The sequence below is a fragment of the Burkholderia sp. Bp9016 genome, from assembly GCF_003857765.1.
In the GTDB taxonomy this organism is placed as follows: Bacteria; Pseudomonadota; Gammaproteobacteria; order Burkholderiales; family Burkholderiaceae; genus Burkholderia.
In genome coordinates this window covers 65,796-90,774 of record NZ_QTPY01000017.1, presented here as the reverse complement: position 1 = coordinate 90,774, position 24,979 = coordinate 65,796, and the positions used below count along the sequence as shown (strand labels likewise).

Here is a 24,979-nt window from a genome sequence, read left to right as displayed (position 1 = left end):
GCCAGATGACGACACCCGCGCTGCAGATCGCGATCACGACCGGTGAACCCGCGGGTGTCGGTCCGGAGTTGACCGTGCAGGCATTGCAGGACGCCGCGCGGCGCTGGCCGGATGCACATTTCACCGTGCTCGGCGACGCCGCGCTGCTCGATGCGCGCGCGGCGGCCGTCGGCGCCGACCGGGCGGTGCTCGCCGGCGCCAGCCAGGTGTCGGTCGCGCATCACGCGCTCGCCGCGCCCGCGCAGGCGGGCACGCTCGACGCGGCCAACGGCCGCTACGTGCTCGGGCTGCTCGACGCGGCGATCGACGGGGCGGTGGCGGGGCGGTACGACGCGATCGTCACCGCGCCGCTGCAGAAGAGCACGATCAACGATGCCGGCGTGCCGTTTACCGGCCACACCGAATATCTTGCGGAGCGCACGCACACGCCGCGCGTCGTGATGATGCTGGCGGGCACCGGCGAGCGGCCGCTGCGCGTCGCGCTCGCGACGACCCACCTGCCGCTGAAGGACGTATCGGCCGCGCTGACGATCGACGGTCTCGTCGAGACGCTCGCGATCATCGATCACGATCTGCGGCGCGACTTCGGTCTCGCCGCGCCGCGCATCCTCGTGACGGGGCTGAACCCGCACGCGGGCGAGAACGGTTATCTCGGGCGCGAGGAGATCGACGTGATCTCGCCGGCGCTCGCGCGCGCGAAGGCGCAGGGCATCGACGCGCGCGGCCCGTATCCGGCCGACACGCTGTTCCAGCCGCGCTACCTCGCGGATGCCGATTGCGTGCTCGCGATGTTCCACGATCAGGGCTTGCCCGTGCTGAAGTACGCGACGTTCGGCGAGGGCATCAATGTCACGCTCGGGCTGCCGATCATCCGCACGTCGGTCGATCACGGCACCGCGCTGGATCTGGCCGGCACGGGCCGCGCGGATCCGGGCAGCATGGTCGCCGCGCTCGACACGGCCGTCACGATGGCGCGCCATCGCCGCGCGTCCTGACGCGCCGGCCTTCGCGGCCTGACTTTATTCGTCGTATTTTTCGTTTTTCTCAGTCGATGTCGAACAGCAGACAGCATCAAGGCCACTTCGCGCGCAAGCGCTTCGGGCAGAACTTCCTCGTCGATCACGGCGTGATCGACTCGATCGTCTCGACGATCGGCCCCGCGCGCGGCCAGCGGATGGTCGAGATCGGCCCCGGGCTCGGCGCGCTGACGGGCCCGCTGATCGAGCGTCTCGCGACGCCCGAGTCGCCGCTGCACGCGGTCGAACTCGACCGCGACCTGATCGGCCGGCTGCAGCAGCGCTTCGGCGCGTTGCTGGAGCTGCATGCGGGCGATGCGCTCGCATTCGATTTCCGCTCGCTCGCGGCGCCCGGCGACGCGCCGTCGCTGCGTATCGTCGGCAACCTGCCGTACAACATTTCGAGCCCGCTGCTGTTTCACCTGATGACGTTCGCGGACGCGGTCATCGACCAGCATTTCATGCTGCAGAACGAAGTCGTCGAACGGATGGTCGCAGAGCCGGGCACGAAGGCGTTCTCGCGGCTGTCGGTGATGCTGCAGTACCGCTACGTGATGGAGAAGATGCTCGACGTGCCGCCGGAATCGTTCCAGCCGCCGCCGAAGGTCGATTCGGCGATCGTCCGGATGATTCCGTACGAGCCGCACGAACTGCCGGACGTCGATCCCGTGCTGCTCGGAGAAGTCGTCACGGCCGCGTTCTCGCAGCGCCGCAAGATGCTGCGCAATACGCTCGGCGACTATCGCGAGACGATCGATTTCGATGCGCTCGGCTTCGATCTCGCACGACGTGCGGAGGATGTCAGCGTGGCCGAATACGTCGGCGTCGCGCAGGCGCTTGCGGCGGTGCGCAAGTCCGCAGACTGATCGCAGCGCGCGCCGCGTCGAGGTTCACGAGGCTGCCCTGCCGGGCGGCCTTTTTATTGCCCGGCCGTTTCGGCGGGCGGTGCCGCGCCGCCGTGCTCGCGTCACGCCCGCCGGCGCGGCGGCGCGTTGACGAGCGCGATGCCGGTCAGCACCAGCGCGGCCGCGGACATGAAGCGCCAGCCGACCGACTCGCCGAGCAGCAGCACGCCGAACGCGACGCCGAACAGCGGCGACAGGAACGTGAACACCGACAGCCGCGATGCACTGTAGCGCGTGAGCAGCCAGAACCACGACAGATAGCTGACGAACGCGACGATCACCGACTGATAAGCGAGGCTCGCGAGCGCAAGCGGTGTGACGCGTGCGAACGACGTCTCGCCGAGCACGGCCGCGAGCCCGACCAGCACGACGGCCGACACCGCGAGCTGGTAGAACAGCGTCTTGCTCGCGCTCGTGCGCGCGAGCGACGTCGAGCGCACGACGACGGTCGTCGCGGCCCACATCGCGCCGCCGAGGATCCCGAGCGCGTCGCCGGCGAGCCCGGCCAGCACCGACGCGCCGGGCGCGCCCGGTTTCAGGAAGCCGTCCGCGAACGCGAGCGCGATGCCGGCGAAGGCGAGCGCGACACCCGCCCACTGCGTGCGCTGCAACCGCTCGCCCGGCGCGAACAGGTGCAGGCCGAGCGCCGTGAAGCACGGTGCCGTGTACAGGAAGATCGCCATGTGCGATGCGCTCGTCAGCGTCAGGCCGAAGAACACGCAGATGAACTCGCCGGCGAACAGTGCGCCGGCCGCGATACCCGCGCCGAGCGTGCCGTCCGCGCGAAACAGCGGCGTGCCGCGCGAGCGGGCCCAGCCCCACAGCAGCAGCGCGGCGATCACCGAGCGCAGCCCGGCCTGGAACATCGGCGGGATGGCCGCATTCGTGCTCTTGATCGCGACCTGCTGGAAGCCCCAGATCGCGCAGAGCAGCAGCATGACGCCGACGGCGCGGGTATCGAGCGCGCGGCGCACGGGCGAAGCGGCGAGCGCGCTCATCGACGGGCCTCGGCGCAATGGCGGGAAGACGGCAGCAGCGGGCGGACGGCGCGGACGGCGCGCTCGAATCGGCGGTTTCGCACGGCGGGCAGTGTGGGTGAGTGAATAGGGTGAGTCGCGTTTCCGCGGCGGGCGGCATGCCCGCTTTTGGTGCGAGGTGGGACGATGTTACCCGATCGGCCGCGACGACGGAGCGCGTCGCGCCTGATGGTTTCCACGGGCGTGCGGGCGGCGGTGCCGCGCGCCGATGCGCGATATCGGCCGGTGGCGCACGGGCACGCGCGGCGAGATTCATGCGACTCCGGTAGAATTTCCGGTTCTGGAAAGGCCCCACAGGAGTACAACACATGCGTTTGCTGCATACGATGCTGCGAGTCGGCGATCTCGACCGCTCGATCAAGTTCTACACCGAATTGCTCGGCATGAAGCTGCTGCGCCGCGAGGATTATCCGGACGGCAAGTTCACGCTTGCGTTCGTCGGCTATGAAGCGGAAAGCACGGGCACCGTGATCGAGCTGACCCACAACTGGGATACGCCGTCGTACGATCTCGGCAACGGTTTCGGCCACCTGGCGCTGGAAGTCGACGACGCGTACGCGGCCTGCGACAAGATCAAGGCGCAAGGCGGCAAGGTCACGCGCGAAGCGGGCCCGATGAAGCACGGCACGACCGTGATCGCATTCGTCGAGGATCCTGACGGTTACAAGATCGAGTTCATCCAGAAGAAGGCGCACTGAGCGCCGGACGAGCGGTTCGCGCCGCGTTACGCGTCGCGGGCAACGAAAACGGGCGATGCGGCGTGATCCGCATCGCCCGTTTGGCGTTTACGTCGCGACCGACGGCGTTACAACGACGGCAACAGCTCGGGCGGATGATGCTTGAGCGTGTGCCGCGCTTCGCGGAATTCCGGAAAGATCGATTCGACGGTCTGCCAGAAGGCCGGACTGTGGTTCATTTCGCGCAGGTGCGACAGTTCGTGCGCGACGACGTAGTCGATGATCGACATCGGGAAATGGATCAGCCGCCAGTTCAGCCGGATCTTGCCGTCGCTCGAGCAGCTGCCCCAGCGCGTCGCCGCCGACGACAGCGCGACCATCGAATACGTGACGCCGAGTTTTTCCGCATAGACGACGAGGCGTTCGCCGAAGATCCGCTTCGCCTCGTTCTGCAGCCAGCCCTGCACGCGATCCTTGATCTGCTGCATGTCCGCCTGCACGGGCAGCGGCAGCGACAGCCGCAGTGTCTCGGTGTCGAACGCGAGGGCGCCCGCGCCGAGCGCGATCGTCACCGTCTTGCCGAGATACGGAAGCTGCGCGCCGTCGCGCCAGTCGATTTGCGGTAGCGCGCGCTGCTCGGTGCGGGTCTTCCATTCCGCGAGCTTCGCGAAGATCCAGCGCTGCTTCTCGGCAATCGCCGCTTCGATGTCGGCGAGCGTGACCCAGCGCGGCGCGGTGATCGACAGCCCGCTGCCGTCGATCGTGAAGCCGATCGTGCGGCGCGCCGAGCGCTTCAGCCTGTATTCGAGCACGCGGCTGTCGAGCGCGAACGTGCGGATGCGGGAGCGATCGGGGGCGCGGCCCGGGTCGAGCGGGACGGAGGGCGCAGCGGTCGCCGGCGTGGCTTCAGGCTGCGTGGGCGTCGACGTGGGCGGGGCGGCGGGTGCCGACGGTGCGGCAGCCGGCCCGTCGAAGAGCGGCAGATCCATCTGGCGATGATCGAGAGCCACGACGGCAGGCCGTGGCCGCGGACGCTTTTTCATCAATTCGCTTCGTTTCGTCGTACGCAACGGCGGCAATCCGGGAGATTCAGATGCGCGCGGCATCGCGCGTACCCGCATTGCCCGGCTCGCGATAGGCGTCCGGATCGATGCGGCGCATTTCCGCTTCGATCCACGCTTCGACCTGCGAGTTCAATACGTCGGGCGTTTTGCCTTCGACCGGAATCGGCTTGCCGATCGACACGGTGACCACGCCCGGGAATTTCGTGAACGAATTGCGCGGCCACACACGGCCTGCATTGTGCGCGATCGGCACGACCGGCGCGCCGGTTTCGATCGCGAAGCGCGCGCCGCCCGTCTTGTACTTGCCCTGCTTGCCGACCGGCGTGCGTGTGCCTTCCGGGAACATGATCATCCATGCGCCTTCCGACAGGCGCTTCTTGCCCTGGCGGATCACCGACACGAAGGCATTCTTGCCTTCCTTGCGGTTGATGTTGACCATGTGCAGCAGCCCGAGCGCCCAGCCGAAGAACGGCACGTACAGCAGCTCGCGCTTGAACACGTAGCAGAGCGGCTTGGGCATCAGCGCCGGAAACGCGAGCGTCTCCCACGCGGACTGATGCTTCGACAGCAGCACGGCCGGGCCGTCGGGCAGGTTTTCCATCCCTTCGATCCGGTAGTGGATGCCGTTCAGCCAGCGCACGACCCACAGCGTCGACTTGCACCAGCCGGCCGCCATCCAGTAGCGCGCGTCGGGGCGCATGAACGGAAACGCGATGAAGCACGCGGTGGCGTACGGCACCGTGTACACGATGAAGTAGATCAGCAGCAGCAGGGAGCGGATGAAGCGCATCGGCGTGGGTCTGACAGTAAGGAGGATGCGCGCGGCGCCCGCATCACTCGTGTTCGTGTGAAAGGAAATCCAGGGCGAACGCGCGCAGGTCGTCGTGGACCTTCGTGCCGTCGGGCAGGTTGCCCGCTGCGAGCGTCTTCTTGCCTTTGCCGGTCAGCACGAGGTACGGCTGGAAGCCGACCGCGACGCCGGCCTGCAGGTCGCGCAGCGAGTCGCCGACGACCGGCGTGTGAGCGGGATCGATCTCGAAGCGCTCGGCGATCATCTGCATCATGCCGGGCTTCGGCTTGCGGCAGTCGCAGTGATCCTCGGCCGTGTGCGGGCAGAAGAACACCGCGTCGATGCGCGCGCCGACCGCGGCCGCCGCGCGATGCATCTTCAGGTGCATCTCGTTGAGCGCGGCCATGTCGAACAGCCCGCGACCGATGCCGGACTGGTTGGTCGCGACGACCACGCGATAGCCTGCGTGGTTGAGCCGTGCGATCGCCTCGAGGCTGCCGGGCAGCGCGATCCACTCGTCGGGCGTCTTGATGAACGCATCCGAATCGACGTTGATCACGCCGTCCCGGTCGAGGACGACGAGCTTGCGGTTGGGGCTGGTCGGCATCGTTCGGCCTTTATGCGGCGAGCTTCGAGATGTCGGCGACGCAGTTCATCTGCTGGTGCAGTGCGAACAGCAGTGCGAGACGGTTCGCGCGCAGCGCGGGATCCTCGGCGTTGACCATAACATCGTTGAAGAACGTGTCGACCGGTGCGCGCAGCGCGGCGAGCGCGGACAGTGCGCCGGTGTACTCACGTGCTTCGAGCTGCGATTGCACGTGCGGCGTCACGGCCGTGAGCTGTTCATGCAGCGCCTTTTCGGCCGCCTCGACGAGCAGCGCCGGCTGTACCGCGCCGTTCGCGCCGCCTTCCGACTTCTTCAGGATGTTCGAGATCCGCTTGTTCGCGGCTGCGAGCGCTTCCGCTTCCGCGAGGCGCGTGAATTCGCGTACGGCGTCGAGACGTGCGACGAGATCGTCGACGCGGGTCGGGTTCAGGCTCAGCACCGCGTCGACTTCACCGGCCGTGTAGCCGCGTTCGCGCAGCAGGCCGCGCAGGCGATCCATGAAGAACGCGAAGATCGCATCGGTCGATTCCGCGACCCCCGGCACGCCTTCGAAGCGCGCGTGGGCCGTGCGCAGCAGCGACACGAGATCGAGCGGCAGTTGCTTCTCGAGCAGCAGGCGCAGCACGCCGAGCGCGTGACGGCGCAGCGCGAACGGATCCTTCTCGCCGGTCGGCGCGAGGCCGATGCCCCAGATGCCGACGATCGTCTCGAGCTTGTCGGCGAGCGCGACGGCGGTCGACACCGGCGTGGTCGGCAGCGCGTCGCCGGAGAAGCGCGGCTGGTAGTGCTCGGCGCATGCCAGCGCGACGTCGTCGGGTTCGCCGTCGTGACGCGCGTAGTACGTGCCCATCGTGCCCTGCAGTTCCGGGAACTCGCCGACCATGTCGGTCAGCAGGTCGGCCTTCGCGAGGCGCGCGGCGCGCTTTGCGTGTGCGGCATCGGCGCCGATCGCGGGCGCGATTTCACCGGCCAGCGCTTCGAGGCGCTCGACGCGCGCGAGCGCCGAACCGAGCTTGTTGTGATAGACGACGTTCGCGAGCAGCGGCACGCGCTCGGCGAGCGGCTTCTTCTTGTCCTGCTCGAAGAAGAACTTCGCGTCGGCGAGGCGCGGGCGCACGACGCGCTCGTTGCCTTCGATGATCTCGCCCGGCGTCTTCGTCTCGATGTTCGACACGATCAGGAAGCGCGAGCGCAGCTTGCCGCCGACGTCGGTCAGCGCGAAGTACTTCTGGTTCGTCTGCATCGTGAGGATCAGGCATTCCTGCGGAACCTGCAGGAATTCGTCCTCGAAGCGGCACGGGTAGACGACCGGCCATTCGACCAGCGACGTCACTTCGTCGAGCAGCGATTCGGGCATCACGACGGTGTCGCCGTTCGCGTGCTCGTTCAACTGCGTGCGGATCGTTTCGCGGCGATCGGCGAAGTGCGCGATCACGCGGCCCTTGTCGCGCAGCGTGTCGGCATACGTGTGCGCATGCTGGATCGCGACGAGGCCGTCGGACAGGAAGCGGTGGCCGAGCGTGGTGTCGCCGGCATCGATGCCGAACGCGGTGACCGGCACGATGCGATCGTCGTGCAGCACCGTCAGGCGATGCACCGGGCGCACGAACTTCACGTCGGAGCCGTCCGGGCGCTGATAGGTCATGAACTTCGGGATCGGCAGCTTCGCGAGCGCTTCGTCGAGTGCGGCCTGCAGCCCGTCGGCGAGCGTCGCGCCGGCCGCCGAATAGTTGACGAAGAACGCTTCGGCCTTGCCGTCCTGCGCGCGCTCGAGATCGGCGATCGTCAGGTTCGGGTGGCCGAGCGCCGCGAGCTTCTTCGCGAGCGGGGCGGTCGGCTTGCCTTCGGCGTCGAGCGCGACCGACACGGGCAGGACCTTTTCGCGGACCTGCTTTTCAGGCGCGACGGCGCGCACGTTCTGTACGACGACCGCAAGGCGGCGCGGCGTGGCGTAACGCTCGAATACGAGTTCGCCTTCGATGAGGTCGCGCGCGGCGAGGCGTTGTGCGACACCTTCGGCGAATGCGTCGCCGAGGCGCGCGAGGGCCTTCGGCGGCAGCTCTTCGGTCAGCAGTTCGACGAGCAGGGGGGCGGGATGATTGTGCGTCATGTCTGGAATAAATCTCGTCTCGTCAGTCCTGATCGATCTTGCGTTCGACCTTGAGCGGCGGCGCCCATGCCGGTTGCGCGGCGTCCTGGGCATCGGTGGTGAGGCCCGGCACGCCCGGCGGGTTGCCGAGCATCGGGAAGCCGAGCTTCTCGCGCGAGTCGTAGTAAGCCTGTGCGACGAGACGCGACAGCGCGCGGATGCGGCCGATGTACGCCGCACGTTCCGTCACCGAGATCGCGCCGCGCGCGTCGAGCAGGTTGAACGTGTGGCCGGCCTTCAGCACGAGTTCGTACGCGGGCAGCGCGAGCTGCGCGTCGATCATCTTCTTCGCTTCCGCTTCGTAGCTGTTGAAGAACGTGAACAGCAGGTCGACGTTCGCGTGCTCGAAGTTGTAGGTCGACTGCTCGACCTCGTTCTGGTGGTAGACGTCGCCGTACGACAGGCGGCGCAGCTCGGGGCCGTTCGGGCCTTGCTCTTCCCACTCGGTCCAGACCAGGTCGTACACGTTCTCGACCTTCTGCAGATACATCGCGAGGCGCTCGAGGCCGTACGTGATCTCGCCGAGCACCGGCTTGCATTCGAGGCCGCCGACTTCCTGGAAATACGTGAACTGCGTGACTTCCATCCCGTTCAGCCACACTTCCCAGCCGAGGCCCCATGCGCCGAGCGTCGGGTTTTCCCAGTCGTCCTCGACGAAGCGCACGTCGTTCTGCTTCAGGTCGAAACCGAGTGCCGCGAGCGAGCCGAGGTACAGGTCGAGGATGTTTTCCGGTGCCGGCTTGAGCACGACCTGGTACTGGTAGTAGTGCTGCAGGCGGTTCGGGTTCTCGCCGTAGCGGCCGTCCTTCGGGCGGCGCGACGGTTGCACGTAGGCGGCGCGCCACGGCTCGGGGCCGACCGCGCGCAGGAACGTGTGGACGTGCGATGTGCCCGCGCCGACTTCCATGTCGATGGGCTGGAGCAGGGCGCAACCCTGCTTGTCCCAGTAGGACTGCAGCGTCAGGATGATTTGCTGAAACGTAAGCATGAAGAGCCTTCGTGGCGCTGGCGCTCCGTTGCGGGCGGCGCTCCGGGCGGGGCCCGGAGGGTCGGCTCGCGCGGCGGCGCGGCTTTGTTAGTGTGCTGAAACGTGCAATTTTACCGGATCGGCGACCGGATGCGGCCGGAACGCGGACGAAGGGGGCGTCGACGGTGGTCTCGCCGCCTCCGTGCGGGTTGCCGGCACGCCCGGTGCGGCCTGGGGCGCTGCGTCGCGACGGCGTTCGCGATGCGCTTGCGGCAGCGGTTCCCGCGGGCGTTAAGATGCGCATATCGCGGTGCGCGCGACCGTTGTCGCGCGACCGATTGCCGATTCCCGGAGCGCATGGACGACTCGAACGACCTCCTCATTCCGCTGTTGCCGCCGCTGCTCGCGCTGCTCGGCCGGGCCGCCGACGCGCATGCGCGCGGCGAGCGCGCCGCGCACGATCTGTGGCTGAGCGCCGCCGGTCATCTGCACGCGACCGACATGACCGCGCTCGCGCGACTGACCTCGACGCTGGTCGCGCGGCAGCGCAAGGCCGACGCGCTCGCGCTGGCCGAATGCGCGGCGCGCCTTCACCCGGGCGCGGGCGCCGGCTTCAATCATGGCTACGCGCTGCAGATGCTCGACCGTCACGCCGACGCCGTCGCGCCGTACCGCGCGGCGTTCGCGCTCGACCCCGGCTGGCCGTCGCTGCGCAACAACCTCGCGGTCGCGCTGCGCTTGTCGGGCGGCGATCGCCGCGAGGAAATCGCGCTGCTCGCCGCGGCCGTGGAGGCCGATTCTCGCGATGTGCAGGCGTGGATCAACCTCGTCGTCGCGCGGCTCGCGATGCAGGATCTCGACGGGGCGCTCACGTGCGCCGCGCGGCTCGCGGAGATCGCTCCCGACAACGCGCTTGCGCTGAACAACATCGCGATGACGATGAAGGAGGCGCAGCGCTGGGACGACGCCGAGCGCTACGCGACGCGCGCGTGCGAGCTGGCGCCCGACGACGCGGCGTTCCGTTTCAACCTCGCGATCATCCAGCTCGTGCGCGGCAACTACGCGCACGGCTGGCGCGGCCACGAGGCGCGCTGGGACGGTGCCGGCGAACTGCGCGGACGCCTGCCGGTGCTGCCCGGCCCCCGCTGGCGCGGCGAGCCGCTTGCCGGCAAGACGCTGCTCGTGTGGGGCGAGCAGGGGCTCGGCGATGTGCTGCAGTTCAGCCGCTACGTCGCGCCGCTCGCCGAGCGCGTGCACCGCGAGGGTGGCCGGCTCGTCTGGAACACGTTCCCGCAGGTGGGCACGCTGATGGCGCGCAGCCTCGGCGCGCATGCGGACGCGTTCAGCGCGGGCGGCGGCGTCGACGAGCTGCCGCCATTCGACTACGAAGTGCCGCTGATCGGCCTGCCGCTGCTGCTCGGGACGCAGGCGCCGACGTTCGGCGCATCGGTGCCGTACCTGCACGCCGATCCGCGCGCGCGCGACGCATGGCGCGCGCGGCTCGCGGGCGACGGCCGGCTGAAGGTCGGGCTCGTGTGGACGGGCAGCGCGGGGCACCAGCGCAACCCGTTCCGGCGCGTCGGGCTCGAGCGCTATGCGAGTGCGTTTCGCGGCATCGACGGTGTCGCGTTCCATTCGCTGCAGCCGGGCGCGGAAGCAGACGTCGCCGCGGCGCGCGCGGCCGGCTTCGCGATCGACGATCACACGGCCGAACTGAAGAGTTTCGACGATACGGCCGCGTTCATCGGCGCGCTGGATCTGGTGATCACGGTGTGCACGTCGGTCGCGCACCTGTCGGGCGCGCTCGGCGCGCGCACATGGGTGCTGCTCGACGTGAATCCGCACTGGCCGTGGCTGCTCGAACGCACGGACAGCCCGTGGTATCCGACCGCCACGCTGTACCGGCAGCCGGCGTTCGGCGCATGGGCGCCGGTGATGGACGCGCTTGCGCGGGATCTGCGCGGGGTGGTGGAGGAAGCGAAGCGCAAGCGTTGACCGGCGTTTCGAAGGAGTCACGCCGAAGCTTCGGTACCCGGGCCGAACCGCAGGCCGGGGCAGCCGCCGCCGCGCAGCGCGCGACGGCCGGCCGATGCGTCAGGCGTTCCGGTCGCCACCGGCCTTCGCGCCGTTGCGGCGGCGCAGGCCGGGCCCGAACGTGAAGCCGAACGCGAGCAGCACCAGCGACACAGCGAGCACGGTGTTGTTACCGCTCGTCACGTACGGCGTGAAGCCGCTCGTGCCTTCGATCCGCACGTCGAGCGAGCCGATCGTGAACGGCTTCAACTGGCCGAGCACGCGACCGTGCGCGTCGATCGCGGCCGTCATCCCGGTGTTGGTCGAGCGCAGCATCGGCCGCCCCGTTTCGAGCGCGCGCATCCGCGCGATCTGCAGGTGCTGGTCGAGCGCGATCGTGTCGCCGAACCACGCGAGGTTCGTCACGTTGACGAGCACGCCGGGCGGTTGCGGGTTGTCGCGGATCGTCGCGGCGATTTCCTCGCCGAACAAGTCCTCGTAGCAGATGTCGGCCATCACCGGCTGGTTGTGCACGAAGAACGGCTTCTGCACCGGCGCGCCGCGCGCGAAATCGCCGAGCGGCATCTTCATCAGGTCGACGAACCACCGGAAGCCCCACGGGATGAATTCGCCGAAGGGCACGAGATGGTGCTTGTCGTAGTGATAGATGTCGCGCGAGTGCGGTGTCACGCCGTACAGGCTGTTCGTGTAGTCGACGTAATGGCCGTCCGGCGTCACCGACGCGCCGACCGCGCCGAACAGCACGGCCGAGCCCGTCGTGTCGCTGAACTTGCGGATCGCGACGGCGAACGGCTCGGGCAGCTCCTGGATCATCACCGCGATCGCGGTCTCCGGCGTGACGATCAGGTCGGCCGGCTTCTCGATGATCATCTGCTGGTACATCCTGATCGCCGCGTCGATGCCCGCTTCCTCGAACTTGATGTCCTGCTTCACGTTGCCCTGCAGCAGCCGCACGGTGAGCGGCGCGTTCGCGGGCACGGTCCACGTGGCCTGCGACAGCCCGAGGCCGGCGGTGATCAGCGCGACGGCGATGGCGGCCGGCGCGGCAATCCGCACGCGCGCGTTGCCGCCGGCGCCTTGTTCATTCGCATTCGCGGGCGCGCGGCGCGCGGCGACGAGCGCCTGCACGACCAGCGCGGCGAACAGCGCGAGCACCCAGCCGATCCCGTACACGCCGACAACCGGCGCGAAGCCCGCGAACGGCCCGTCGACCTGCGGATAGCCGCTCGAGAGCCACGGGAAGCCGGTGAACACGGTGCCACGCAGCCATTCGCCGAGCGCCCACGCGCTGGCGAACGCGAATGCGCCGTGCCAGGTCGGCGAGAACGGCCGCGGATCGGGGGTGCGGCGGTGCCATGCATGGCCCGCGCAGAACGACCACAGCCCGGCCGAGAACGCCGGGTACAGCGACAGGTACGCCGAGAACAGCACCAGCGCGCCGCCCGCGAGCGGTGCCGCCATCTCGCCGTACACGTGCATGCTGATGTAGAGCCACCAGATGCCGCTGATGAAGTTGCCGAAGCCGAACGCGCCGCCGGTGAGCGCGGCGCCGCGCCAGTTCGACGTGCGTGTCAGTTGCGCGAAAAAACAGACGAATACGACGAGTTGCAGCCAGCCGCCATGCGGCGTCGGCGCGAAGCTGAGCGTATTTGCTGCGCCGGCTAGCAGCGCGGCCGGGTAGTGCCAGCGCGGCAGCGCACGGCCGGACGCCGGCGCGAGAAGACCGCCAGCCGGGCGGGACGGGATCGGATCGTCCATGTGAAGCGGAAGGGGCGAGCGGTTGAAGGAGGCGCGGCCGGCGCGAGACGGTCAGTCCTCGTGCGAGGCTTCGGCGCGGCGGCTCGCGAGCGGGTTGCGGCGCACCAGCAGCACGTGGACCTGGCGCGCATCGCCGCGCTGGATCTCGAACACGAGGTTGCCGAGCTGCAGCTTCTCGCCGCGATGCGGCACGCGACCGAAATGATGGGTGATCAGGCCGCCGATCGTGTCGACTTCGTCGTCGGGGAAAGCGGTGCCGAACGTCTCGTTGAACTGCTGGATCTCGGTCAGCGCGCGCACGCGGTAGCGGCCGTCCGGCCCCGAGATGATGTTGCCGGCCTCTTCGTCGAAGTCGTATTCGTCCTCGATGTCGCCGACGATCTGTTCGAGCACGTCCTCGATCGTGATCAGGCCCGCGACGCCGCCGTATTCGTCGACGACGATCGCAAGATGATTGCGGTTCACGCGGAAGTCGTGCAGGAGCACGTTCAGGCGCTTCGATTCGGGGATGAACACGGCAGGGCGCAGCATCCCACGCACGTCGAATTCCTCTTCGGCATAGAAGCGCAGCAGGTCTTTGGCTAGCAGCACGCCGATCACGTTGTCGCGGTTCTCCTCGTACACCGGGTAGCGCGAGTGCGCCTTCTCGAGGACGAACGGGATGAAGTCTTCAGGCTTGTCCGCGATGTTGATCGCGTCCATCTGTGCGCGCGGCACCATGATGTCGCGGGCGCACAGGTCGGACACCTGGAACACGCCTTCGATCATCGACAGGGAATCGGCGTCGATCAGGTTGCGTTCGTGGGCGTCCTGGAGGATTTCCAGCAGCTCGGTCCGGGATTCCGGCTCGGGCGAAATGAAGTCGGTCAGGCGCTCCAGCAGCGAGCGCTTTTCTTGCGGTTTGTCGGTTGGCTTTCGACTGGGATACGAATCGTTCATGGTGGTGCGCCCGGGTCATGCCGGGGCGCGCTGTCACGGAGTAGGCAAGGATACACCAAGGGCATGGCGCGGCCGTGTCACACCGGCCGTCCGGCCAGGCTCAGGCGGCCCGCGCGAGCCCCGCTCGGGGACGGCCATGCTGCGCACGGCGCCGTCCTTCGTATCCATCCTATCTCAGAAAGGGTCGCCGGGGCAGCGGCGGCAAAAATGCGTGCACCGGCGGTGGCTGGGCGCTCGGGCGGCAGCGTGCACGGCGGCATTTCGTCGCGCCGCGCCGGCGCAGGCCTCAGAAGCGCAGGCCGGTCGAGCAGCCGCCGGCGGCCGCGCCGTTGGTCGCGGCGCCGCCGCAGCCGAACAGGCCGCAGCCGGACAGCGCGATGCTCGCAGCGACGATCAGCGCGGCGAGCGTACAGCGCGAACGGCGTGACGGTTGCAGCGGAGCGGTTTTGGGTCCGGATGCGCGGCCCGCGCCGGTCGCCGGCGGGGCGCCTGTGTGCCGGTCGGACGTCACCGGCATCGCGCGAGCAGCCCTTCGAGCGCGCGGTCGGGGATCCCGCTCGCGCGCAGCGCGTCCACGGTACGGCTCACGTAGTCGAGCGTCGTCCCGTAGCGGCCGGCCGCGCAGCCGAACACTTCCTTCACGACCGGGTCGGTCAGCTTGCCGGTGTAGGTCGGCGCGTCGCGGCGCATCACGAACGCGAGCGCGTTCACGCGTTCGCCGGTCTCGAGCGAGCACGGCAGCCATGCGGGCCGATAGGAGCCCATCGGCATTTCGCGCTTCCACAAGGTTTCGAGATGTGGCTGCGCGGTGGGGCCCGCGAGCCGGAATGCGATGCCCGAGCACGAGCCGCCGCGATCGAGCGCGAGCACGAGCCCCGGACGTTCGGGTGTGCCACGGTTCACGCGCGACCACAGGTAGAGCCCGCGATGGTAGCCGTGCACCTTGCCGCGCACGGCGGCGACGGTCGGCAGCCCGGGGTTCCAGATCAGCGAGCCATAGCCGAACAGCCACAGATCCTGCTGACCGTTCCAGTCGCGCATCGTGTGCGCGAGCGACGCCGCGAGCTCGTCCTCCGTCAGCAGCCGTCCCTCGCCGATCGACGGCGGGTAGGCGGGCGGCAGTATCGCGGCGTGTTGCATGGCGAAGGCGGTGCTTACTGGTACGGGTTCGGGAAGCCCAGTTTCGCGAGGATGTCGACTTCGAGCGCTTCCATTTCCGCTGCGTCCTCGTCGCTGGTCTCGTGATCGTAGCCCTGCGCGTGCAGCGCGCCGTGCACCAGCAGGTGCGCGTAGTGGGCCGTGAGCGGCTTGCCCTGTTCGTGCGCTTCCTTCTCGACGACCGGGCAGCACAGCACGAGGTCGCCGATCACGGTGCCGTCGGGCGCCGCGTCGTACGCGAAGGTCAGCACGTTGGTCGGATAGTCCTTGTGGCGGTAGCCGGCGTTCAGCGTGCGGCCTTCTTCCTCGCCGACGAAGCGCACGGTCAGCTGCGCGCTGGCGAACAGCGCCGGCTCGATCCATTCGGCGATCAGCTTGCGCTTGGGGAGCGTCTTGCGCACGTCGCCGGTGATCTCGTCGCCGTACTGCACGGACAGGTCGAGTTCCGGCTCGCGCAGTTCGGCTTCCAGCTCCTCTTCGCGCGGCGCGAGTTCGGCGCCCACGTGAAGCGTCACGCTGTCGTAGTGCTCGGGCTGCAGCGCGAGCTTCGCGCGCATCGCCGGGTCGTTGTGCTGCGCGACGATCGCGACGGTCGCCTCGCCCGAGCTGCCCGACAGGTCAAACATCAGGCTTCGGCCGTCCGGGAAGTCGATTCGCAGTCCTTGTGCGTTGATGGTCCGGGCTTTGCCCTTCGCATCGAACAGCGAAACACGCGGGGAATCGGGCGCGGCGGACTGGTCGCGACCGGACTTGCGGGAGCGGGAAGATTTCATGACGGGTGAGGCGATTGGGACGCGTTGAGGATACACCAAACGGCCGATCGCACCCGAATTCTAACCGGCCGCGCACAAGCAAAAAAAGCCCGGCGCGCCGTCGGGCGGGCCGGGCCGTTGGCCGGTATGGCGCGCGGGCGCCGCCGGCGCTTCACGCGTCCTTGTGCTGAGCGTGGAAGTCGTCGTAAGCCTCGACGATGCGCGCGACGAGCGGATGGCGCACGACGTCGGCGCTCGTGAAGCGCGTGAGCGCGATGCCGCGCACGCCGCCGAGCACCTGCTGCGCCTCGACGAGGCCGCTCTTGTGCCCGCGCGGCAGGTCGACCTGGCTCGTGTCGCCGGTCACGACGGCCTTCGAGCCGAAGCCGATCCGCGTGAGGAACATCTTCATCTGCTCGGGCGTCGTGTTCTGCGCCTCGTCGAGGATGATGAATGCGTGGTTCAGCGTGCGGCCGCGCATGTACGCGAGCGGCGCGATCTCGATCATCTGGCGCTCGAACATCTTCGCGGTCTTGTCGAAGCCGAGCAGGTCGTACAGCGCGTCGTACAGCGGACGCAGGTACGGGTCGACCTTCTGCGCGAGATCGCCCGGCAGGAAGCCGAGCCGCTCGCCGGCCTCGACGGCCGGGCGCGTCAGCACGATCCGCTTGACCTGGTCGCGCTCGAGCGCGTCGACCGCGCACGCAACCGCGAGGTAGGTCTTGCCGGTGCCGGCCGGCCCGATGCCGAACGTGACGTCGTGCGACAGGATCTGCTTCAGGTATTCGCGCTGCGCGGGCGTACGGCCGCGCAGATCGGCGCGCCGCGTGTAGAGCTTCGGCGCCGGCTCCTCGTCCGGCTCGTTCGCGTCGAGCTGCACGACGGGCTCGTCGAACGGATGGTCCGGGTCGCCGCGAAAACGCACGTCGAGCGTGTCCTGGCGGCCGTTGCCGGCGGTGTGACGCACCTCGACCAGCGCGAGCTGGATATCGTCGACCGACAGCGGATCGCGCGAACGGTTGTAGAAGTTCTCGAGTGCGGCGAGCGCGAGCTTCGCGCCGCGCCCGCGGACCGTGATCCGGTGGCCGCGCCGCGCGAGCGTGACGTCGAGCGCCTGTTCGATCTGCCGCAGGTTCTCGTCGAGCGGGCCGCAGAGATTGGCGAGGCGCGCGTTGTCGTCGCGCGGTGCGGTGAATTCCAGTGCTTGGACGGTCTTCAAAGTAGCGTCGGGCTCCTGTTGAGCGTCAATCTGTCAGTGGGTGGCCGCGCTCGCGTCGTCGCTCACGAGCAGCAGCTCGCCGCGCAGCGAGTGCGGGTACGCATGGTTGATCCTCACGTCGATCATCTGGCCGATCAGGCGCGGGTGCGACGCGAGCGGCGCCGGGAAATTCACGACCCGGTTGTTCTCGGTGCGGCCCGCGAGTTCGTTCGGGTCCTTGCGCGACGGGCCCTCGACGAGGATCCGCTCGACCTTGCCGACCATCGACTGGCTGATGCGTGCGACGTTTTCCTCGATGGTCGCCTGCAGATGTTGCAGGCGTTTGAGCTTCACTTCGCGCGGCGTGTCGTCGGCGAGGTTCGCGGCCGGCGTGCCGGGGCGCGGGCTGTAGATGAACGAGAAGCTGGTGTCGTAGCTCATGTCGTGCACGAGCGCCATCATCTTGTCGAAATCGTCCTCGGTCTCGCCGGGGAAGCCGACGATCATGTCGGTCGACAGCGACAGGTCCGGGCGGATCGCGCGCAGCTTGCGGATCACCGACTTGTATTCGAGCACCGTGTAGCCGCGCTTCATCGCCATCAGGATGCGGTCGGAGCCGTGCTGGACGGGCAGGTGCAGGTGGCTCACGAGCTTCGGCACCTTCGCGTACGTGTCGATCAGGCGCTGCGTGAATTCCTTCGGGTGCGACGTCGTGTAGCGGATCCGCTCGATGCCGGGGATGTCGGCCACGTATTCGATCAGCGTCGCGAAATCGGCGATCTCGGCGGAACCCGCCGTCAGCGCGCCGCGGTAGGCGTTCACGTTCTGGCCGAGCAGCGTGACTTCGCGCACGCCCTGGTCGGCGAGGCCGGCCACTTCGGTCAGCACGTCGTCGAGCGGCCTCGACACTTCATCGCCGCGCGTGTACGGCACCACGCAGTAGCTGCAGTACTTCGAGCAGCCTTCCATGATCGACACGAACGCGCTCGGCCCCTCGACGCGCGCGGGCGGCAGGTGGTCGAACTTCTCGATCTCGGGGAATGTGATGTCGACTTGGGCACGGCCGCTCGCGCGGCGCTGGTCGATCATCTGCGGCAGGCGGTGCAGCGTCTGCGGGCCGAACACGAGGTCGACGTACGGCGCGCGCGACACGATCGACGCGCCTTCCTGGCTCGCGACGCACCCGCCGACGCCGATCAGCAGGCCCGGTTTCGCTTCCTTCAGCTCGCGCACGCGGCCGAGGTCGGAGAACACCTTTTCCTGCGCCTTCTCACGCACGGAGCACGTGTTGAACAGGATGATGTCCGCGTCTTCCGGGGTATCGGTCTTTTCGAGGCCTTCGGCCGCATTGAGCACGTCCACCATCTTGTCCGAGTCGTACTCGTTCATCTGGCAGCCGAAGGTCTTTACGTAAACTTTCTTGGTCATGGGGATTCGCCGTTCGCAGTGGTTGACCTGGGGGCGTCGTCAAGGGTGAATCGGGACGGCCGTGCACTGCGCGCGAATCGAGCGAGCATGCGCGCATCGGGCAGGAAAGGCCGTCGGGAAAGCCTTCCATTATAGCTTTTCATGCCGTGGCGGACGGGCGGCCGGTTGCGGGCGCGCGACGCTCGCTCTTCGGTTCCGACCCCGCAACGCTGCGTGGCCTGCCGCTAGCGGCACGCGTTCAGCAGGTCGTCGAGCGCGGCTTCCTCGCGTGCGAAGCGCTCGGCGAGAAAGTCGAGCAGCACGCGCACGCGCGGCGCCATGTAGCGCTTGCTGTGATAGATCGCGTGCAGCGGCGCGTCCTGGTGCCGCCAGTCGGGCAGCAGCACGCGGAGGCGCCCGGCGCGCACGTCGTCGGCGATGTCCCACAGCGATTTCAGCGCAATGCCGTGGCCGCGCAGCGTCCATTCGCGCGTGAGCCCGCCGTCGTTGGTCTCGAACGCGGTCGACACGGACACCGTGTGGATCTGCACTTCGTCGCCGCGCGTGAAGTGCCAGGTGTTCATCGGGCCCGATGCGATCGTGATCACGTTGCACGCAAAGCGGGCCAGATCATGCGGGTCGGCCGGCACGCCGTGGCGTTCGACGAACGACGGCGCCGCGCACAGCACGCGCCGGTTGGTCGCGAGCCGGCGGGCGATCAGCGCGCCGTCGGGCGGCGCGGCGAAGCGGATCGCGAGGTCGATTTCGTCCTGCCATAGATTCGACGACGAATCGGACGCCGTCAGCGCGAACGTGACGCCGGGATGCAGCGTCGTGAATTCGTGGAGCCAGTCGAGCAACTGGTGGCGGCCGAAATCGGAGGTCGACGACAGCCGCACCTTGCCGCTCACGACGTTGCGGCCTTCCTGCAGCATCGCATCCGCGTCGTCGAGCGCCTGCAGCGCCTGGCGGCAGCAGTTCAGGTACAGCTTGCCCTCGTCGGTGAGCCGCAATTGCCGCGTCGAGCGTTCGAACAGTCGCGTCGCGATCTTCGCTTCCAGCTTCGCGAGCCGCGCGCTCGCGGCGGCCGGCGTGAGGTTCAGCTTGCGCCCGGCGGCCGTCAGGCTGCCCAGCTCCGCCGCCTCGACGAACAGCCGGATGTCGCCCAGTCGGTCCATGCGATTTTCCAGAGATATTTGAAAATGGTTCAAATGCCACGCCAATTATCAAATATAGGCGCCTTCGGGACAATGCGCGCACATCCCGCTTTCTTGTGCGGTGCGGCACCGACCGGGCGCCGCGCCCGCCGCCTTCCGGAGAACGTCATGCCCATCCCGTTACTGGCGCTCGCGATCAGCGCGTTTGCCATCGGCACCACCGAATTCATCATCATGGGGCTCCTGCCCGAAGTCGCGCGCGACCTCGCCGTGTCGCTGCCGTCGGCCGGGCTGCTGGTCACGGGATACGCGCTCGGCGTCGCGGTCGGCGCGCCGCTGCTCGCCGTGCTGACGAGCCGCATGCCGCGCAAGGCCGCGCTGCAACTGCTGATGGCGATCTTCATCGTCGGCAACGTGCTGTGCGCGACCGCGTCCGGCTACGCGATGCTGATGGCCGCGCGCGTCGTCACGTCGTTCGCGCACGGCTCGTTCTTCGGAATCGGCGCGGTGGTCGCCGCGTCGCTCGTGCCGGCCGACAAGCGTGCGAGCGCGATCGCGCTGATGTTCACCGGCCTCACGCTGTCGAACGTGCTCGGCGTGCCATTCGGCACGTTCGTCGGCCAGTTGCTCGGCTGGCGCGCTTCGTTCTGGATCGTCGCCGCGCTCGGCGTGCTGTCGCTCGGCGGTGTCGCGCTGCTGGTGCCGAACCGTCACGACAGCGGGCCGGTCGGCCTCGGCCACGAGGTACGCGTGCTGAAAGAGCCGCAGGTGTGGCTCGCACTGCTGATGACCGTGCTCGGCTTCGGCGGCGTGTTCGTGGTGTTCACGTACATCGCGCCGATTCTCGAGAGCGTGTCCGGCTATTCGCCGCGCGCGGTCGCGCTGATCCTCGTGCTGTTCGGCGCGGGGCTGACGATCGGCAACATGCTCGGCGGCAAGCTCGCCGACCGCGCGCTGATGCCGTCGCTGCTCGCGATCCTCGTCGCGCTGATGGCGGTGATGGCCGTGTTCGCGAAGACTAGCCACCTGCCGGTCGCGGCCGCCGCGACCGTCTTCGTGTGGGGGATCGCCGCGTTCGCGACGGTGCCGCCGCTGCAGGCGCGCGTGGTCGAGAAGGCCGCGAGCGCGCCGCATCTCGCGTCGACGCTGAACATCGGCGCGTTCAACGTCGGCAACGCGGGCGGCGCGTGGCTGGGCGGGCTCGCGCTGGAACATGGCTTCGCACTCGATGCGTTGCCGTGGGTCGCTGTCGCGGTGACGTTCGCGGCGCTCGTCGTCACGTGGGTCGCGATGCGGCTCGATGCGCGCGCACCGGCACGTGGTGCGGCGCCGGCGGCGCATTGAGCGGTTGACGGGCGGTGCGTCGACCGGTGCCTTCTTCGGTGCCGGATCGGCGCCGTAGCGGCAGGAAAAGGTTCGCGAGAAACGCATTCCTCCGCGATGCTGATAACGGTGTGAAGATAACTTCGTTTGCCGGCCGGGGGGCGGGTGATAGCGTCTCGATACGCGCTGTTCGTGGCGCAACCCGATTCCGGCTTACCCCATTCGCAGGGCCGCGCGGCGGCCCGGAGGCAATGCTATGTCTTCACCCCTGGCGCTGGTGCGCGACGTGTCTTCCTTCGAGTCCGGCGACGCCGCCGACGCGCGGACGACCGCGTCGCTCGACGTCCTCGAGCAGGTCGTCGGCGTGAACCTCGCGCGCTTGCGCGCCGAGCGGCAGCTGTCGCTCGATGCGCTCGCGCGGCTATCCGGTGTATCGCGTGCGATGCTCGCGCAGATCGAGTCGGCGCGCAGCGTGCCGTCGATCAAGGTGCTCTGCAAGATCGCCGCGGCGCTGAAGGTGTCGGTCGCCGCGTTTCTGCGCCGGCACGCGGTAAACGGCTTCGAGCACCTGGCGGCCGAGCGTGCGTCGCGCGTCGTCAGCTCGAACGGCCGCTTCTCGGCGCGCGCGCTATATCCGGAAGGCGAACCGGCCGCCGCCGAGTTCCACGAGTTGCGGATCGCGCCGCTGCATACGGAACCCGGCGCACGGCGCGCGCCCGGCACGACGGTGAACCTGGTCGTGAGCGAGGGGACGCTCGAGGTCAGCGTGCACGATCGCCGCCAGTTGCTCGCGACCGGCGACGCGATCGTGTTCGACGCAGACCAGCCGTACAGCCTGCGCAACCCGGGCGACAGCGAAGCACGTGCGTTCCGCGTGACGGTGAGCCCCGAGGTGCCGCCGCGCTGGCTCGTGCCCGACGCCGCACACGCGGCTGGCTGATGCTTCGGCCGAAGCCGGGCTCGCACCTGTCGCGTTCCGGACGGGCGCCCGGTGCCCGGTATCGGTCGTTTGGACGATGCCGTTAGACGGAGTCGTCAGTAAGGTTTTAGGTGTGGTTCGCTGCGCGGTGCGCGCAGCTGATGTATGCTTGGCCCGCCGGTCACGGGTAGCCCCCGGCCGGCATCAGTGCGTCTTCAGGGCGGGGCGAAATTCCCCACCGGCGGTAGGCTGGCGAAAGCCGGCGAGCCCGCGAGCGCCCGTGCATCCGCGCGGGGTCAGCAGATCTGGTCGAATGCCAGAGCCGACGGTCACAGTCCGGATGAGAGAAGATGTGCAGATAGTCATGTCCGCCAGGGCCGCTTTGCCACGCGTGCGAAGCGGATTGTCGTTCTGTCTGTTTGCAATGCCCTGAAACGTTTTTCGCCCAAATCGTATTTGCGAGGAGCGTTTCACATGTCCTTGATGTCCGTTTCGTCGGCACCGTCCGACGCCTTTGCCGATCTCCCGTTGCTCGATTCCGAACCGGTGCCGCCGCGCATCGCCGCCGCGCTCGACGCGATGCGTGCGGGCCGTGCCGTCGTGTTGCAGGACGATCACGACCGCGAAAACGAGGCCGACCTGATCGTCGCCGCCGAGCGCATCACGCCCGAGACGATGGCGCTGCTGATCCGCGAATGCAGCGGCATCGTGTGCCTGTGCCTGACCGACGATCAGGTGCGCGCGCTCGAGCTGCCGCCGATGGTGCAGACCAACGAGAGCCGCAACGGCACCGCATTCACCGTATCGATCGAGGCGCGCGAAGGCGTGCACACCGGCGTGTCCGCGGCCGACCGCGTGACGACGATTCGCGCGGCGATCGCCGACGATGCGAAGCCGTACGACATCGTGCGCCCCGGCCACGTGTTCCCGCTGCGTGCGCAGCCGGGCGGCGTGCTGGCGCGCCGCGGTCATACCGAAGGCACGGTCGACCTGTCGATCCTCGCGGGCCTGAAGCCGGCGGGCGTGCTGTGCGAACTGATGAATCCGGACGGCACGATGACGCGCGGCGACGACGTCGAGCGTTTCGCGCAGCAGCACGGCCTGCCGATGCTGACGATCGCCGAACTGGTCGAATTCCGCGAGGCGCTGGCGGCTGCGCGCGAGCGTTGCTGCGAACCGGCCTGACGGGGAAGGCAGCGGGCGCATCGATGCGCCCGCGAGACGGCGCGCGCGCATCGGCGCACGCGAGCGCCGGCCGTCAGGACTGCACGTCGCCGAATTCGCCGCGCTGGCCGGCCGCGACGAGCGCCGGCAGTTCATCCATCTTGCGCATGATCCGCGTGATGCCCATCGCGCGCAGCGCATCCGCGTAGTTGTCGGGGATGTGGCTCGCGCCGACGAACGCGATCGTCTTCATCCCGGCCGCGCGCGCGGCGTTCAGGCCCGATACGCTGTCTTCGACGACGATGCAGCGCACCGGCGCGACGCCAAGTGTTTGCGCCGCATGCAGGTACACGTCGGGGTAGGGCTTCGGCCGCGCGACCTGCTCGGAGCTGAACACGCGGTCTCCGAAGATTTCGGTCAACGACGCGCGCTTCAGCGAGTTGCGCACACGCACGAGCCGGCTGTTCGAGACCACTGCGGCAGGCAGGCCGACCTTCAGCAATGCATCGCGCACGCCGGTGATCGGCGCGAGCGACTGTGCGAGTGCGATCTCGATGTTGTGCTCGATGGTTTCGATGAAGTTCTCGGGCATCCGGATCGCGAAATGCGCTTCGAGTCCGGCGAGAAAGCGTGATGTCTGCTGGCCGAACGCGGATTTCGCGGCGGCTTCGAAATCGAGGTGCGGGAACGTGGCGGACAGCGTTTCGAGCAATACGCGGTCGGCGATGACTTCGCTGTCGACGAGTACGCCGTCGCAGTCGCAGATGAGGTGATCGAGCATGATGGTGAAGAAGCGGGGTGTCGGCGACGCCGATCATGCCGCCATGATACGTGCTTTCGCCGATGCTCCGCGAGCCGTTCGGCCGGCTGCCTTCACCGTCGCGTCGATCCCGTGCCGCTCACGCGTGCCGGCTCGCGCTGCTGCACAGCGGCGGCCCGCTCGCGCCGGCCGCCGCTGTGCAGGCGTCACACCTCGACCACGCGCCCCGTTTGCCACGACGTCATTGCCGCCTCGGCCAGCTCGAGCGCGGCCAGCCCGTCGTCGATCGTCGTCCTGACGGGCGTGCCGTCGCGCAGCGCATCGACGAAGTGCGCGATCTCGGCCGCGTACGCATGCCGGTAGCGCTCGAGGAAGAATGGCTCCGGCACGTCCGTTGCAACGCCGTTCGCGGACCACGCGGCGACTTCGGTCGGCCGCACGTTGCCGGCCTGCAGCATCCCGAGGCTGCCGAGCAGCTCGAAGCGCTGGTCGTAGCCGTAAGCTGCGCGGCGCGACGTGTTGATCTGGCACAGCAGCCCGCGCCGCGTGCGGATCGTGACGGCCGTCGAATCGATGTCGCCTGCGTCGCGCACGGCCGGATCGGTCAGGCAACTGCCGGTCGCATGCAGCGTCTGCGCTTCGTCGCCGAGGATCCAGCGGAACACGTCGAAGTCGTGGATCAGCATGTCCTTGAAGATGCCGCCCGAGCTGCGGATATAGTCGGCGGGCGGCGCGCCGGGGTCGCGGCTCGTGACGACCAGCATTTCCGGCACGCCGATATCGCCGCGCTCGACGCGTGCCTTCAGCGCGGCGAAAGTCGGATCGAAGCGGCGCTGGAAGCCGATCATGCAGGTCACGCCGCGGCGTCGCACGACGTCCGCGCATTCGCGCGAGCGCGCGACGGTGAGGTCGACCGGCTTCTCGCAGAACACCGCCTTGCCCGCGTTCGCCGCCGCGACGATCAGGTCGGCGTGCGTGTCGGTGCTCGACGCGATCACGACGGCCTGCACGGATGCGTCGCCTAGCGCGCGTTCGACGTCGGCGACCTGCGCGCCGTGCGCATGCGCGAGCGCGTCGGCCGACGGCGCGTGCCGGTCGACCACGTATTTGAGCTTCGCGCCCGGATGGCGTGCCAGATTGGCCGCGTGGATCTTCCCGATTCTTCCCGCGCCGAACAAAGCGAATTCGATCATGCTGC

Annotated in this window: 23 protein-coding genes and 1 riboswitch; of the genes, 7 read left to right on the top strand and 16 right to left on the bottom strand. The window is 68.5% G+C overall.

Annotation, left to right across the window (positions count from 1 at the left end; translation table 11 throughout):
- Nucleotides 1-5: 5 nt before the first annotated feature.
- Together pdxA and rsmA are read left to right on the top strand one after the other, a co-directional pair.
- Nucleotides 6-995 carry a 4-hydroxythreonine-4-phosphate dehydrogenase PdxA gene (pdxA, locus tag DIE13_RS21235; RefSeq protein ID WP_124828976.1) on the top strand — a complete coding sequence of 330 codons (990 nt, stop codon included), beginning with the start codon at nucleotides 6-8 and terminating at the stop codon, nucleotides 993-995.
- Nucleotides 996-1,051: 56 nt separating this feature from the next.
- On the top strand, nucleotides 1,052-1,882 hold the full coding sequence (gene rsmA, locus DIE13_RS21230) for a 16S rRNA (adenine(1518)-N(6)/adenine(1519)-N(6))-dimethyltransferase RsmA (RefSeq protein WP_124828974.1): 831 nt from the start codon (nucleotides 1,052-1,054) through the stop codon (nucleotides 1,880-1,882).
- 101 nt (nucleotides 1,883-1,983) lie between these two features.
- Here rsmA and DIE13_RS21225 read toward each other — a convergent pair whose 3' ends face one another.
- Nucleotides 1,984-2,919: a DMT family transporter gene (locus DIE13_RS21225; protein ID WP_124828972.1), complete on the bottom strand. Its 936-nt coding sequence runs from the start codon at nucleotides 2,917-2,919 to the stop codon at nucleotides 1,984-1,986.
- Between the two features lie 347 nt (nucleotides 2,920-3,266).
- Here DIE13_RS21225 and gloA point away from each other — a divergent pair, with 347 nt between their 5' ends.
- The gene (gene gloA, locus DIE13_RS21220; protein ID WP_124828970.1) at nucleotides 3,267-3,656 is read left to right on the top strand and encodes a lactoylglutathione lyase; all 390 of its coding nucleotides are present in this window, start codon (nucleotides 3,267-3,269) and stop codon (nucleotides 3,654-3,656) included.
- A 107-nt stretch (nucleotides 3,657-3,763) separates the two neighbouring features.
- On the opposite strand, the gene DIE13_RS21215 is transcribed toward gloA, so the two are convergent.
- From DIE13_RS21215 to glyQ, 5 genes are read right to left on the bottom strand one after another with little or no spacing between them, the layout of a single operon-like run.
- Nucleotides 3,764-4,678, bottom strand: coding sequence for a M48 family metallopeptidase (locus tag DIE13_RS21215; protein ID WP_124828968.1), 915 nt, complete (start codon nucleotides 4,676-4,678; stop codon nucleotides 3,764-3,766).
- 46 nt (nucleotides 4,679-4,724) lie between these two features.
- Nucleotides 4,725-5,489 (bottom strand): 1-acyl-sn-glycerol-3-phosphate acyltransferase, encoded by a 765-nt coding sequence (locus DIE13_RS21210; protein ID WP_124828967.1) that lies wholly within the window; start codon nucleotides 5,487-5,489, stop codon nucleotides 4,725-4,727.
- Nucleotides 5,490-5,532: 43 nt separating this feature from the next.
- Entirely contained in the window at nucleotides 5,533-6,096 is a 564-nt protein-coding gene (gene gmhB / locus DIE13_RS21205; RefSeq protein ID WP_124828965.1) for a D-glycero-beta-D-manno-heptose 1,7-bisphosphate 7-phosphatase, read from the bottom strand.
- Between the two features lie 10 nt (nucleotides 6,097-6,106).
- Entirely contained in the window at nucleotides 6,107-8,206 is a 2,100-nt protein-coding gene (gene glyS, locus DIE13_RS21200) for a glycine--tRNA ligase subunit beta (protein WP_124828964.1), read from the bottom strand.
- Between the two features lie 22 nt (nucleotides 8,207-8,228).
- Nucleotides 8,229-9,233: a glycine--tRNA ligase subunit alpha gene (gene glyQ, locus DIE13_RS21195; RefSeq protein ID WP_080681364.1), complete on the bottom strand. Its 1,005-nt coding sequence runs from the start codon at nucleotides 9,231-9,233 to the stop codon at nucleotides 8,229-8,231.
- A 336-nt stretch (nucleotides 9,234-9,569) separates the two neighbouring features.
- Here glyQ and DIE13_RS21190 point away from each other — a divergent pair, with 336 nt between their 5' ends.
- A complete protein-coding gene (locus tag DIE13_RS21190; RefSeq protein WP_124828962.1) occupies nucleotides 9,570-11,207 on the top strand; it encodes a hypothetical protein in 1,638 nt (545 codons plus the stop codon).
- A 99-nt stretch (nucleotides 11,208-11,306) separates the two neighbouring features.
- Here DIE13_RS21190 and lnt read toward each other — a convergent pair whose 3' ends face one another.
- From lnt to DIE13_RS21150, 8 genes are all read right to left on the bottom strand, one after another.
- Nucleotides 11,307-13,004: an apolipoprotein N-acyltransferase gene (gene lnt / locus DIE13_RS21185; RefSeq protein WP_124828960.1), complete on the bottom strand. Its 1,698-nt coding sequence runs from the start codon at nucleotides 13,002-13,004 to the stop codon at nucleotides 11,307-11,309.
- Nucleotides 13,005-13,055: 51 nt separating this feature from the next.
- Nucleotides 13,056-13,943, bottom strand: a complete 888-nt coding sequence (locus DIE13_RS21180) for an HlyC/CorC family transporter (protein WP_124828958.1) — start codon at nucleotides 13,941-13,943, stop codon at nucleotides 13,056-13,058.
- Nucleotides 13,944-14,229: 286 nt separating this feature from the next.
- On the bottom strand, nucleotides 14,230-14,454 hold the full coding sequence (locus DIE13_RS21175; RefSeq protein WP_124828956.1) for a hypothetical protein: 225 nt from the start codon (nucleotides 14,452-14,454) through the stop codon (nucleotides 14,230-14,232).
- Entirely contained in the window at nucleotides 14,451-15,083 is a 633-nt protein-coding gene (locus DIE13_RS21170; protein WP_124828954.1) for a gamma-glutamylcyclotransferase, read from the bottom strand. Before DIE13_RS21170 ends, DIE13_RS21175 begins: the two co-directional genes overlap by 4 nt.
- Nucleotides 15,084-15,097: 14 nt before the next feature.
- The gene (ybeY, locus tag DIE13_RS21165) at nucleotides 15,098-15,874 is read right to left on the bottom strand and encodes an rRNA maturation RNase YbeY (protein WP_124828953.1); all 777 of its coding nucleotides are present in this window, start codon (nucleotides 15,872-15,874) and stop codon (nucleotides 15,098-15,100) included.
- A 151-nt stretch (nucleotides 15,875-16,025) separates the two neighbouring features.
- Complete coding sequence (locus tag DIE13_RS21160; protein ID WP_124828951.1) at nucleotides 16,026-17,072, bottom strand: PhoH family protein; 1,047 nt, start codon at nucleotides 17,070-17,072, stop codon at nucleotides 16,026-16,028.
- Nucleotides 17,073-17,105: 33 nt separating this feature from the next.
- Nucleotides 17,106-18,479 carry a tRNA (N6-isopentenyl adenosine(37)-C2)-methylthiotransferase MiaB gene (gene miaB / locus DIE13_RS21155; RefSeq protein ID WP_124828949.1) on the bottom strand — a complete coding sequence of 458 codons (1,374 nt, stop codon included), beginning with the start codon at nucleotides 18,477-18,479 and terminating at the stop codon, nucleotides 17,106-17,108.
- A 224-nt stretch (nucleotides 18,480-18,703) separates the two neighbouring features.
- The gene (locus tag DIE13_RS21150; RefSeq protein ID WP_124828947.1) at nucleotides 18,704-19,636 is read right to left on the bottom strand and encodes a LysR family transcriptional regulator; all 933 of its coding nucleotides are present in this window, start codon (nucleotides 19,634-19,636) and stop codon (nucleotides 18,704-18,706) included.
- A gap of 147 nt (nucleotides 19,637-19,783) precedes the next feature.
- Here DIE13_RS21150 and DIE13_RS21145 point away from each other — a divergent pair, with 147 nt between their 5' ends.
- The 3 genes from DIE13_RS21145 (at nucleotide 19,784) to ribB (ending at nucleotide 23,042) form a co-directional block, all read left to right on the top strand.
- Nucleotides 19,784-20,959 carry an MFS transporter gene (locus DIE13_RS21145; RefSeq protein ID WP_124828945.1) on the top strand — a complete coding sequence of 392 codons (1,176 nt, stop codon included), beginning with the start codon at nucleotides 19,784-19,786 and terminating at the stop codon, nucleotides 20,957-20,959.
- 235 nt (nucleotides 20,960-21,194) lie between these two features.
- Nucleotides 21,195-21,878: a helix-turn-helix domain-containing protein gene (locus tag DIE13_RS21140; protein WP_124828943.1), complete on the top strand. Its 684-nt coding sequence runs from the start codon at nucleotides 21,195-21,197 to the stop codon at nucleotides 21,876-21,878.
- A 186-nt stretch (nucleotides 21,879-22,064) separates the two neighbouring features.
- A riboswitch (FMN riboswitch) is annotated at nucleotides 22,065-22,213 on the top strand.
- Between the two features lie 118 nt (nucleotides 22,214-22,331).
- Nucleotides 22,332-23,042: a 3,4-dihydroxy-2-butanone-4-phosphate synthase gene (gene ribB / locus DIE13_RS21135; RefSeq protein WP_096507126.1), complete on the top strand. Its 711-nt coding sequence runs from the start codon at nucleotides 22,332-22,334 to the stop codon at nucleotides 23,040-23,042.
- Between the two features lie 73 nt (nucleotides 23,043-23,115).
- Here the strand turns inward: ribB and DIE13_RS21130 are convergent, their stop codons facing one another.
- Together DIE13_RS21130 and iolG are read right to left on the bottom strand one after the other, a co-directional pair.
- Complete coding sequence (locus DIE13_RS21130) at nucleotides 23,116-23,802, bottom strand: HAD family phosphatase (protein ID WP_124828941.1); 687 nt, start codon at nucleotides 23,800-23,802, stop codon at nucleotides 23,116-23,118.
- Between the two features lie 185 nt (nucleotides 23,803-23,987).
- Nucleotides 23,988-24,974 (bottom strand): inositol 2-dehydrogenase, encoded by a 987-nt coding sequence (gene iolG, locus DIE13_RS21125; protein WP_124828940.1) that lies wholly within the window; start codon nucleotides 24,972-24,974, stop codon nucleotides 23,988-23,990.
- Nucleotides 24,975-24,979 lie beyond the last annotated feature (5 nt).

Bases quoted from the DNA above. Each gene is read 5' to 3' on its own strand.
- pdxA (WP_124828976.1), top strand. From the start codon at position 6: ATGACGACACCCGCGCTGCAGATCGCGATCACGACCGGTGAACCCGCG.
- rsmA (WP_124828974.1), top strand. From the start codon at position 1,052: ATGTCGAACAGCAGACAGCATCAAGGCCACTTCGCGCGCAAGCGCTTC.
- DIE13_RS21225 (WP_124828972.1), bottom strand. From the start codon at position 2,919: ATGAGCGCGCTCGCCGCTTCGCCCGTGCGCCGCGCGCTCGATACCCGC.
- gloA (WP_124828970.1), top strand. From the start codon at position 3,267: ATGCGTTTGCTGCATACGATGCTGCGAGTCGGCGATCTCGACCGCTCG.
- DIE13_RS21215 (WP_124828968.1), bottom strand. From the start codon at position 4,678: ATGAAAAAGCGTCCGCGGCCACGGCCTGCCGTCGTGGCTCTCGATCAT.
- DIE13_RS21210 (WP_124828967.1), bottom strand. From the start codon at position 5,489: ATGCGCTTCATCCGCTCCCTGCTGCTGCTGATCTACTTCATCGTGTAC.
- gmhB (WP_124828965.1), bottom strand. From the start codon at position 6,096: ATGCCGACCAGCCCCAACCGCAAGCTCGTCGTCCTCGACCGGGACGGC.
- glyS (WP_124828964.1), bottom strand. From the start codon at position 8,206: ATGACGCACAATCATCCCGCCCCCCTGCTCGTCGAACTGCTGACCGAA.
- glyQ (WP_080681364.1), bottom strand. From the start codon at position 9,233: ATGCTTACGTTTCAGCAAATCATCCTGACGCTGCAGTCCTACTGGGAC.
- DIE13_RS21190 (WP_124828962.1), top strand. From the start codon at position 9,570: ATGGACGACTCGAACGACCTCCTCATTCCGCTGTTGCCGCCGCTGCTC.
- lnt (WP_124828960.1), bottom strand. From the start codon at position 13,004: ATGGACGATCCGATCCCGTCCCGCCCGGCTGGCGGTCTTCTCGCGCCG.
- DIE13_RS21180 (WP_124828958.1), bottom strand. From the start codon at position 13,943: ATGAACGATTCGTATCCCAGTCGAAAGCCAACCGACAAACCGCAAGAA.
- DIE13_RS21170 (WP_124828954.1), bottom strand. From the start codon at position 15,083: ATGCAACACGCCGCGATACTGCCGCCCGCCTACCCGCCGTCGATCGGC.
- ybeY (WP_124828953.1), bottom strand. From the start codon at position 15,874: ATGAAATCTTCCCGCTCCCGCAAGTCCGGTCGCGACCAGTCCGCCGCG.
- miaB (WP_124828949.1), bottom strand. From the start codon at position 18,479: ATGACCAAGAAAGTTTACGTAAAGACCTTCGGCTGCCAGATGAACGAG.
- DIE13_RS21150 (WP_124828947.1), bottom strand. From the start codon at position 19,636: ATGGACCGACTGGGCGACATCCGGCTGTTCGTCGAGGCGGCGGAGCTG.
- DIE13_RS21145 (WP_124828945.1), top strand. From the start codon at position 19,784: ATGCCCATCCCGTTACTGGCGCTCGCGATCAGCGCGTTTGCCATCGGC.
- DIE13_RS21140 (WP_124828943.1), top strand. From the start codon at position 21,195: ATGTCTTCACCCCTGGCGCTGGTGCGCGACGTGTCTTCCTTCGAGTCC.
- ribB (WP_096507126.1), top strand. From the start codon at position 22,332: ATGTCCTTGATGTCCGTTTCGTCGGCACCGTCCGACGCCTTTGCCGAT.
- DIE13_RS21130 (WP_124828941.1), bottom strand. From the start codon at position 23,802: ATGCTCGATCACCTCATCTGCGACTGCGACGGCGTACTCGTCGACAGC.
- iolG (WP_124828940.1), bottom strand. From the start codon at position 24,974: ATGATCGAATTCGCTTTGTTCGGCGCGGGAAGAATCGGGAAGATCCAC.